Below are 6,692 nucleotides of genomic sequence, written 5' to 3' on the forward strand. Positions count from 1 at the left end.
CGATGATCAGGGACACCGTCGAAATGACCGTTTCGCTCGTGACTCCGAACTTGAACAGCAGAGGCTCCACGATCATATGCGATACGGCCGGCTCGCCGACCCAGCCCAGTCCAAGCGAAGCCAGCGTAATGCCGAGCTGGGTCGCCGAGAGGTAAGCGTCGAGGCGGTGCGTGACCCGCAGCGCGTAATCGGCCTTTTTTGTTGCCTTCGGAGCGCAGCTGTGTCAGCCGCGTCGAGCGTACCTTGACGAGCGCGAACTCGGCCGCAACGAAAAAGCCGTTGAGCAGCACGAGAACGGCGACAAGGGCAAGGTTGAGAATAATTTCGCCAGGTACAAATTCTTTGGTCATTTCGGATACCCCTCCATCAATGGTAAGCAGGCGCGGAGCCTTTTTCACCCCTATTCCCCGAAATCAGCCGGACCGAAGCAGTCGGCGCGGCCGCGGAAGGGTTACAAAATCGCTTTTTTCGACAAGAAGTCGGTATCCCGGTAATACATATCCTTCACGAGCAGATTCGGACCGCAGCAGGCCGCGGCCGGACAGTGGCAATTCACGCTGCGGCTCAGCGGATGCTCCAGCCAGCGTCCGAACACGTCGTCCAGCCGGTCGCGGCCGATATTGCCGAAGGCCGGAATATTGCTGAAGTCCGTGACGAACACATCGCCTGTGAACAGGTTGACGTTGAGCCGGTTGCGGCCGTCCGGATCGTTGCGCACGGTGACGCGGGATTCGCCGCGCAGCCTGGCAAGCAGCCTGCGGTCCTCTTCATCCTCGCTGCAGGAGTAGAACGGGAGCGTGCCGAACAGCATCCACATCGATTCGTCGCGGCAATCCAGCAGCTCCGACACGGCCGCCCTCATCTCTTCCTTGGACAGCGCAGGCAGATCGCTCGCCCATGCGCTCGGGTACATCGGGTGCACCTCGTGGCGGGCGCATCCCATCTCCCGGATGAGCTGGTGGATTTCGGGCATTTTGCGGTGGGTGCGGTAATTGATCATGGATTCGGCGGATACGAGCACGCCGTCTTCGCTGAGCCTGCGCGCATTGTCCATCATCCTCTCGTACATGCGGACCGCCGCGGTCTTGGGTACGGAATGCCCCGAACGGGCAAAGCCGACCTCATGGAAATCTTCCGCAGAAGTATAATTGAAGGAGATGTGCATCACGTCCAGATATGGAGCGATGAGGGCGTAGCGGCCGTAATCGAGCGTCACGTTGGAATTGAGCTGCGAACGGATGCCCCGGCTGCGCCGCATACTGCAGAATAGGCACGATATAGTCCTTGACCGTGCGCTCCGAGTAGGACGGCTCGCCCCCGGTAATGCTGATCGTCCGCAGATGCTCGACTTCGTCGAGGCGGCGGAGCAGAAGCTGCAGAGGCAGCTTGTCCGGCTCGCGCATCGTCAGCGTGTCGCCGACCGCGCAATGCTCGCAGCGCATATTGCATAGATTGGTCACCGTGAACTCCACGCTTGTCAGCGCATGGCCGCCATGCCGGACGAGGCTCTCCAGCGGATCCCAAGGATCGTTGGCGGGAGAGAGGGGAGCTAACGCTTGTTGCAGGTTGGAATTCATTTCTAACAGCACCTTACTTCTTCGTAGTAGACATCTGGGTCTATTGTACTTCTACGGCTTGGACATATCAAACGGCTCCCGGCCGTTGAGACGCAAAAAAAGGCCTCTCGGGCGAGGCCTTGTCAGGATGCGCTTCATGCGGCGTGAAAGGTGTCGGCCGTCCCTGCGGCCGGAACGTCCAATTCCCAAGCTATACGCCAACGGCGGCGGGCTCCTCCGGCTGCTCGTCATTGACGCCTGCGATCATGCGGGTGAGCTGCAGGCTCATGTCGATCTCATAAGGAGCGTTCAGCCGCATCCCGACGTCATCCTGCAGCACCCTGACGATCGGGCGGTGCGGACAGGAAGCCCGGACATCGACGACGACTCCGACCTCTCCGGTCTGCAGGCGCACGGTCATGCCGATCGGATAGATCGCGACCTTGTCGCGGAACAGCTGCACCATCGACTGCTCATACTGGGTTCCGGTGCCCGCATACAACGCCTCTACCGCCTGATGGGGCAGCATCGGATTCCGGTAGATCCTGTTGGTCGTCATGGCGTCGTACGAATCCACCACTCCGATCCATTTGGAGAAATCGTGAATCTCCTTGCCCGCCAGCCCGTGAGGATAGCCGCTTCCATCGAGCCGTTCGTGGTGCTGGAGAGCGCATAAAGCGGCGAGAGGAGGGATATTCGGCTCGTTCTTCAGCATTTCATGCCCATACAGCGTATGGCGCTTCATTTCCTCGTACTCTTCTCGAGTAAGCGTGCCCGGCTTCTTCAGCACTCCCGAGGATATCCGAGTCTTGCCCACGTCATGTAGCAGCGCTCCCATGCCGAGCATCATGAGCTCATCCCTGGAGTAGCCGTGGGATATTCCCAGCATCGTCGTATATACGCATACATTGAGCGAGTGCTGATAGAGATAATGGTCGATCGAGGCCATATTCATCAGCATGACGACGGATTCCTTATGGGAGGTCAGATCGTCGATGACCCGGTTCATCACATCGGCAAGCTGCTTGCCGACAAAGGGGTAGGCCACGCCCCGCTTGCGCGGAGGCGCGTCCATCATCTGCCGGAAGCTGCTCCGGATCTCGGTCATCGCTACCCTCATCGTGTCTTCGCTGATCAATTCCGGCATGACGATGTCATCGGTGAATTCATCCTGTATGTAAAGGAAATTGATATGGCATTCCTTGAGCCGCTCGATGATCCGGGCGGTCAGCTCCATTCGTTCTCCGAGGAGTACGATGCCTTCTTCGGAAAGAATCTTCTTGGCCAGGATCATCCCCGGCCTGCACATGCTGAGAGGCATCAGAATCATTGCCAGGTCGCTCCTGCCGTCCATAAATTTCACGAGTCGATGATGCTGAGCATACGTAATCGTTTTATCGGCAAGTCCGAACCGGATTGTTATGCCGCTCCGGCCGCTCGCATCAAGAACGCAGCCGGGTGCGCCGGAGAAAGCAGCCGTCCAGGCCGTCAGGGCTCCGCAGCTCTTCGGCCAGCACGTGGCGAAGGAATTCCGGCAGGAAATACCGGATGTCCCGGCCTTCTTTCAGGGACAGATAACCGACGCCGAACGTGAACATGTCCAGCGTGCCGACCGAATATTCCGTGTCGTCGTCCAGGTCGCTCCCGCCCGCCCTCAGGCTGGTGATGCGGCTGCCGGCAGGGCGGCGCTCGTCCCATTCCAGCTCGATTCCATCCATGGCCAGGCAACCGAGCACCCTGCCGCGGAAGCCGAAGCCGCGAATCTCCATGCGGGTGTACTCCTCCAGCAAGGACTGCTCCAGCGCCAGGCGGATCCGGCCTCCCTTGAGCAGAATGCGGCAAGGGTTGACCGGAGAGGGGCACAGCGAGTGCAGCAGTCCGTCGCTGATCTCGCCCGCCGCCAGGCCGCCGAGCAGCTGCCCGGAATTGACGAGGCCGATATCGGCTCCCGTCCAGCGGCGCACTCCGGCCGCCAGCAGGTTGGCGAGCGGGGATTCGCGGTCCGTATCGAGAGGGAGCGCCCGGTCCAGCACCGCGCAGGTTCGCGACATGCTGACCCGTGCGGACTCCTTGAAGCGCTCCAGAAGCATGGCCGCCCGCGGCTCCTCCCTCATGGATGCCGTCGCGAGAAGTCGAGCCCCGTAGGTCAGCCGGCCGCTCGCGGCATCCCTTCCGATCTCGATCCTGCCCACATGCTCGCCGAACTTTCCGGTGCCGCAGAGCAAGGTCGTCCCGACTGCGATCGGCTCGTCCAGCTGATGATGCGTGTGGCCGCCGAGAATGAGGTCGATGCCGGGTATTTCTTCCGCCAGCCTGCGGTCTACCGGAAGGCCAAGATGGGACAGGACGACCAGGACATCGACCGTTGGACGCAGCTGCTCGGCCTGCTTCCGGATCGCTTCGACCGGCTCCTTGACCGTCCATCCGAGCAGGCCGTAGAAGTTCGGATACGGCGCGGTAGCTCCGATCAAGCCGATGGCCAGACCGTTTTTAGGGACGACCAGGGAGGGCAGCAGCCATTCCGGAAGCTCGCCGGCATCGGCGTCCTCCAGATTGCAGCAGAGGACCGGGAACTTCGCCTCGCTGCCGTACAGCCGCTCCAGCTCTTCCTTCGTATAGGTCAGTCCTTCGTTGTTGCCCGGAACGCCGGCTTCGTATCCGGCGGCGTTGAGCAGCTCGATGTTGACGCTCCCGCCGCTGCCTTCCGTCTCCGGCCTCATCCGGTCGAGATGGTCGCCGATATCGACGGCGAGCACCCGATCCGCTCCGAACATCCGCCGGGTATCCGCGATATAATCCGATATTCGAGCCGCCTCTTCCAGACGGCTGTGGATATCGTTGCTGTGGAGCAGCACGACGAGCGGCTCCCGATCTATGCTTCTCTCATCCATGGACATCCTCCCGCTGGGCTCCAGGTTATGATCTATGAATGGCGTCTTCTACCGCCGCCGATATGATGCTGCTCCCGAGAGCCCTTCAGCCGCCGATCTGGGACATCCGCCGGGAAGTAGGGGTATGAGTCTGCATTTCCCCATGCAGCCTGGCCGCCATCTCGTGGTTCTCGGGCTTGAGCCTGGCCGCGCGGAAGAACAGCTCGCGCATGGCAGCCGGATTCCCCAGCGCCTGCTTGACGTTCAGCTCATCCATCCAGTACAGGCATGGCTGCAGACTTCCGTCGGCAGTCAGGCGGAGCCGGTTGCAGGCGGCGCAGAAGCGGTCGCTGACGGGGTGAATCAGCCCGAACGAGCCGGAAGCTCCCGAGAACGCCCAGTTGTCCGAAGGGCCGTTGCCGGCAAGCCGCGACACCGGCGCATAGGGAATGCCGAGCCCGCCCGCTTCCTCCATGACCCGGCTGAGAGGAAGATAAGCGTTTCTCCACTGCTCGTCGTCATGGCCGATCGGCATGTATTCGATGAAGCGGACATGCAGGGGATGCTCGATCGACATCCGCAGGAACGATCCGATTTCATCCTCGTTGATTCCTTTGAGCAGGACGCAGTTGAGCTTGATCGGGCCCAGTCCTGCCCGCGCGGCCGCCTCGATGCCCGCCATGACCTGTTCCAGCCCGCCGCGCCTGGCGATGAACCGGAAGCGCGCCGGATCCAGCGTGTCCAGGCTGATGTTGACGCGGTCCAGCCCCGCATCGCGGAGCGCCTCCGCATGTCTGGAGAGCAGCATTCCGTTGGTCGTCATGGAAATCTCCTGGATGCCCTCGATCGCCTTGAGACTGCGGATGAGGCCGTCCAGCCCCGGACGGACGAGCGGCTCTCCCCCGGTGATGCGCAGCTTGCGGAAGCCGAGGGCCGCCGCCGACTGGACGACCTCGACGATATTGTCGTAGCTCAGCAGCGTGTCGGAGTCTGCGAACGGCATGCCTTCTTCAGGCATGCAGTAGAGGCAGCGCAGGTTGCAGCGGTCTGTGACCGATATGCGCAAATAGTCGTGGATCCGGCCGAATACATCGCTCAGCATCTCGCTCTCCCCCTCCTGATTGTTCTATCAGTTTAACATTTTTGCAGGACATATGATATGCTGGAAGCAAACTAGCTCTAAAGACAGGTGAGACTAACTCCCATGAAATATGCTTGGAAAATCGCCTTATTCGCCGGTCTGCCGGAGCGGATCGGCATGCCGGAAATCACGCTTGAGCTGCCCGAGGGCAGCATGTCCGCAGGCAGCCTCAAAGCTGCCGTCGCCGCCGCTTATCCGGCTCATGCCAGCCTTATCGGAGTCAGCTTTGTCGCCTGCAACGAGGCTTACGCCCCAGACGGGCAGATGCTGGACTGCGGGGACAGGCTGGCTCTTCTGCCTCCCGTTTCCGGAGGGGAGGACAGTGCTGCCGGACGGGACGACAGCAGCAGCGACATGAGGTACGTCATTACGTCCGCCCCTCTCGACGCGGGCCGAGTCTCCTCTCTCGTCCTCCACCCCGATCACGGAGCTGCGCTCGTATTCATCGGCACGACGCGGGAGTGGACGCAGGGCAAGCGGACCGTCCTGCTGGAATACGAAGCCTACGAGCCGATGGCGCTGCGGACGCTGCGGCAGATCGGGGCGGAGCTTGCCGAACGCTGGCCAGGCACCATCAGCGCCATCTCGCATCGCATCGGCCCCGTCGCTGTCGGCGAGGCCAGCGTCGTCATCGCCGTCTCCTCGCCGCATCGGGACGGAGGGTATGAAGCGAGCCGCTATGCGATCGAGAGGCTCAAGCAGATCGTGCCGATCTGGAAGAAAGAAATCTGGGAGGACGGGTCGGAATGGAAGGGCCATCAGCAAGGTCCCTGGAATCCGCTCGCTGACATTCCGTCTCCGCCTGCGGAGGGATGAACATGGACGAAGCTGCGGCTGACCGCAGTCTTTCCAGGGACGAGTCTCCCTCTTCCTCCATCCGGTACGCACGCCAAATCCGCTTCGCTCCCGTCGGGGAGGCGGGCCAGACTTCCCTGGCCTCCTCGCGGGCAGCCGTTGCGGGAATGGGCGCTCTCGGCTGCGTCATCGCCTCCCATCTCGTCCGCAGCGGAGTCGGGGAAGTCGTGCTGATCGACCGGGATATCGTGGAATGGAGCAACCTGCAGCGGCAGATGCTCTACTCCGAGCGGGACGCGGCGCTCGGCACGCCCAAGGCGGCGGCGGCGG

General features: G+C 61.8%; 5 protein-coding genes and 2 pseudogenes. 2 read left to right on the plus strand and 5 right to left on the minus strand.

Annotated features, from left to right (window positions below):
* The 5 genes and pseudogenes from BN871_RS27180 to moaA all read right to left on the minus strand — a co-directional run.
* Positions 1-350, minus strand: a pseudogene (locus BN871_RS27180) (CNNM domain-containing protein); the annotation flags it as partial.
* A gap of 101 nt (positions 351-451) precedes the next feature.
* A pseudogene (yfkAB, locus tag BN871_RS24040) lies at positions 452-1,577 on the minus strand (radical SAM/CxCxxxxC motif protein YfkAB).
* 190 nt (positions 1,578-1,767) lie between these two features.
* Positions 1,768-2,886 carry an HD-GYP domain-containing protein gene (locus tag BN871_RS24045; protein WP_048749470.1) on the minus strand — a complete coding sequence of 373 codons (1,119 nt, stop codon included), beginning with the start codon at positions 2,884-2,886 and terminating at the stop codon, positions 1,768-1,770.
* Between the two features lie 112 nt (positions 2,887-2,998).
* The gene (locus tag BN871_RS24050; RefSeq protein ID WP_048749471.1) at positions 2,999-4,447 is read right to left on the minus strand and encodes a bifunctional UDP-sugar hydrolase/5'-nucleotidase; all 1,449 of its coding nucleotides are present in this window, start codon (positions 4,445-4,447) and stop codon (positions 2,999-3,001) included.
* 85 nt (positions 4,448-4,532) lie between these two features.
* Entirely contained in the window at positions 4,533-5,528 is a 996-nt protein-coding gene (gene moaA / locus BN871_RS24055) for a GTP 3',8-cyclase MoaA (RefSeq protein WP_048749473.1), read from the minus strand.
* Between the two features lie 102 nt (positions 5,529-5,630).
* Here moaA and BN871_RS24060 point away from each other — a divergent pair, with 102 nt between their 5' ends.
* Both BN871_RS24060 and BN871_RS24065 read left to right on the plus strand, forming a co-directional pair.
* Positions 5,631-6,383, plus strand: coding sequence for a molybdenum cofactor biosynthesis protein MoaE (locus tag BN871_RS24060; RefSeq protein ID WP_048749475.1), 753 nt, complete (start codon positions 5,631-5,633; stop codon positions 6,381-6,383).
* Between the two features lie 2 nt (positions 6,384-6,385).
* Positions 6,386-6,692, plus strand: a 307-nt coding sequence (locus tag BN871_RS24065; RefSeq protein WP_048749476.1) for a ThiF family adenylyltransferase, incomplete at its 3' end; no start/stop codon positions are given.

The organism is Paenibacillus sp. P22 (assembly GCF_000469945.2).
Classification (GTDB): domain Bacteria; phylum Bacillota; class Bacilli; order Paenibacillales; family Paenibacillaceae; genus Paenibacillus_O; species Paenibacillus_O humicus.